This window comes from Desulfoluna sp., assembly GCF_030145185.1.
Classification (GTDB): Bacteria; Desulfobacterota; Desulfobacteria; order Desulfobacterales; family Desulfolunaceae; genus Desulfoluna.
Genome location: NZ_JAQYWB010000150.1, coordinates 1 through 2974 on the forward strand (window position 1 = coordinate 1; position 2974 = coordinate 2974).

Annotated in this window: 2 protein-coding genes; both read right to left on the bottom strand. The window is 53.6% G+C overall.

The window, feature by feature from the left end; genetic code table 11:
• Positions 1-1006, bottom strand: a 1006-nt coding sequence (locus tag Q1Q75_RS22505; RefSeq protein WP_300675452.1) for an iron ABC transporter permease, incomplete at its 3' end; no start/stop codon positions are given.
• Between the two features lie 360 nt (positions 1007-1366).
• Complete coding sequence (locus Q1Q75_RS22510) at positions 1367-2485, bottom strand: iron ABC transporter substrate-binding protein (RefSeq protein WP_300675454.1); 1119 nt, start codon at positions 2483-2485, stop codon at positions 1367-1369.
• Positions 2486-2974 lie beyond the last annotated feature (489 nt).

Sequence of the window (2974 nt, forward strand, 5' to 3'; positions counted from 1 at the left end):
TAGAAACGGGAAGCACATGGGGGAGCAACACCAGGCGAGCCGCCATATCGGAGACCAGAAGAATCAGGGCTCCGGCCACAATGGATGCGGGCAGCAAAAATCGGTGGTCGTCTCCGATGATCTGACGCACCATGTGGGGGGCCACAAGGCCGATAAACCCGATAATCCCCACAAAGGAGATGATCACCGACGTCACCAGGGATGCCGCCATCATGCCCACAAGCCTTACCCTTGTGACGCGGACTCCGAGGCCATGGGCCGTCTCATCCCCCACGTCCATGGCGTTGTAGTTCAAGGCGTTCATAAGATGGAACCCCAAAAGCCCGATGGTGACCACGGACAGAATGACCAGATCATTCCAGTCCGTGCGTGCCACGTCTCCGAAGGTCCAGAAAACCATGGCGGCCAGCTGCACGTCGTCTGCAAAAAACTGAAGGAGCATGGTGCCTGCGGTGAACAATGCCCCTAAAGCCACGCCAATAAGCACCATCACCTCAGGCGATGCCCCGCGTGTTCGTGCAAGGGAGGTGATGAGGCAGGCGGTACCCATGGCAAAGGTAAAGGCTGAGACAAGGGTGAGGACCGGGCTGGTGATGGAGACGGCGTCTCCCAAAGCCGAGCCCATGGTGCCAGAGCCAAGGACCATGACAGAAAGAGCCGCGCCAAAGGCTGCTGCGTGGGAGATGCCGAGGGTAAAAGGTGACGCCAGTGGGTTTCTCAGCACCGACTGCATGACGGTTCCTGCCCCGGCAAGACCCGCGCCCGCCACCACAGCGGTAAGGGTCTGAGGCAGACGGATACTGTAAATAATGAGTTCCAACCGTCTCGAGGGAGCACGGTTCATGAGCACCGCAAGAAGGTCCGAAAAAGAGATGGGGACCGCCCCAACCGAGACGCTTACCATAATGGCCAGTAGAAGGCCCACCACCAGGCAGCAGAGAAACACCTGCTTGTGCTTCATATACCGCCTGTAATCCGCCAGCATCACACCACCATCAAAATGCATAAAAAATAGCCTCCGGCGGCCAGGGGATGATCCCCTGGACCCCAGGTTGCGAATGATCTCACCCCTCGTTCCTCGGGGTGAGATCATTCGCGAAGATTTTAATAAACGTGGCCAATACTTGTTTGTCAAACCCTCTATTTTATAAGATCAGGGCAAAAGTTTGGTCCCCGGCAGGGCCGCCGGAGGCATAATCTGAATAATGCCAACCCACGTTCGATTTCCAAATTCTGATAGTCAAGCTTATCGTATTGAATTTAAGGAGCCGAATGACCAGGAATTCATGTGTACAAACCGACAGCGTCTGTGTTGGGCGAAACCCGCTTTTGAGGTGACTCCACCTCGCCGCCGGAGGCCAGTGTCTTAATGTCCTTCCCCTGCAAGGGGAACCGCCTTGAACGCCAGATTCCCAAAGGCCTGGTTCATGGGTCCGAACACAGGGGCAGACACGAGAAAGGAGTAAATCTCATCGGCTTTTTTTCCGGGGTCGATCCCTTTGAAGCGGTCTGGGTAGAGGGTCTTTCCGATAAACCAGGCATCGGCCAAAATAGAGCCCATGTTCTGGGTATACCAGTTGTAGGGGAGCACCCCGAAGACCTGACCGGTTTTCACGGCGGTGAGTTCCTGATAAATGGGGTCGTTCATCAACTCATGGAGCCCGCCCTGCCCTTTTCCCATCTGGAGTGTGGAGAGATCCAGAAAGAGCACGTCGGGGTCACGGGTCAAGAGCTGCTCTTTGGAAAAGAGGGTCTGGCGAAGTTGAGCCTCACCCGGCCTGGGACAGGCGATGTTCATGGCATGTACAAACTGAAACGGCGGGTACATGGGCTCGGTGGAGGCAAAGCCATGCGGCCCTCGAAAGGCGATGCCGCCTACAAAGCAGCTTCGTCGACCTGCGGGGGCAATCCCTTGAGTTCTTGCTTCCAGGTCTGCAATCTCTTTTTCAAAAAAGGCGATGACCTCCTTCGCTCTCTCCTGACGTTCCAAGACGGCACCCATGATGGTGAGCGCCCTGAAAAAATCGCCCCGGTTCCGATACAGATCCCCGTACTGCAAAACCACCACGGGAATACCCGTTTTCGCCTCCAACATCACCGGGTTTGTGCCCGAATCCGGATAAGTCTTGAAAATCACCTGGGGCTGCGAGGAAAGCCCCAGTATTTTTTCCGGGTTGTCCCTGCCCCGAAATCCACCAAAAAGAGGACGTGTTTTAAAGGAGGGGTTGGCAAGGGCGTAAGGCCGGGAATCAAAACGGGCACGACGCGTCTCGATATCATCCACAGCCACCACCCGATCCTGGGCTTGGAGATAGGTCGCCAACCGCAGGCAACCCGAACCAGAACAGATAAACCGTGTAATCTCAGTTGAAAATTTGTGTTCCCTGCCCGAGGCATCGATAACCTGGGTCGTGGCCTGAGCCGGCGCCACGAGCAGCAAAAGAAAGCATATAAAGCCAGATAGTTGACGCATAAAAAGTCTCATCTCACCTCCAGAAATAAAAAAAACCACGGGAGTCGCATCTCCTTCATGGAAGAAAATCAGGCCTTCGTGGCTTGACATCGCGTGGATATTGGGATGGTCTTTTTTTAATAAAGCGCCTGCCTTCTGGCAGAACAATTAACTATTGAGTAAACGGTTTAGTAACTTAATGTCAAGCTAAAAAAAGTAATATCTTCGCTGGTCAAGCCCGGATATTTCACGAGTCGAGTGCCCCCATATTCAAGGCATCAGAGCTGCAGATGCAAGGGTTTACCTCAAAGAGCTGATATTACATTTTGTATTTTTGGAATGTCTATATTGATTTTCATAACCCGCTGTAATGACACAGCCATTGTCTGCGCTTGGTCATTTTCCCATGAACTATCCGGGAAGATGCATGACAAGGCAGTCTCCAGGGGCCAGAATTTTGAGAGTTTGAAAGAGGCGTTTAAAGGACCGAGATTCAGAGAGTTTAAGAGACAGGCACCTGCA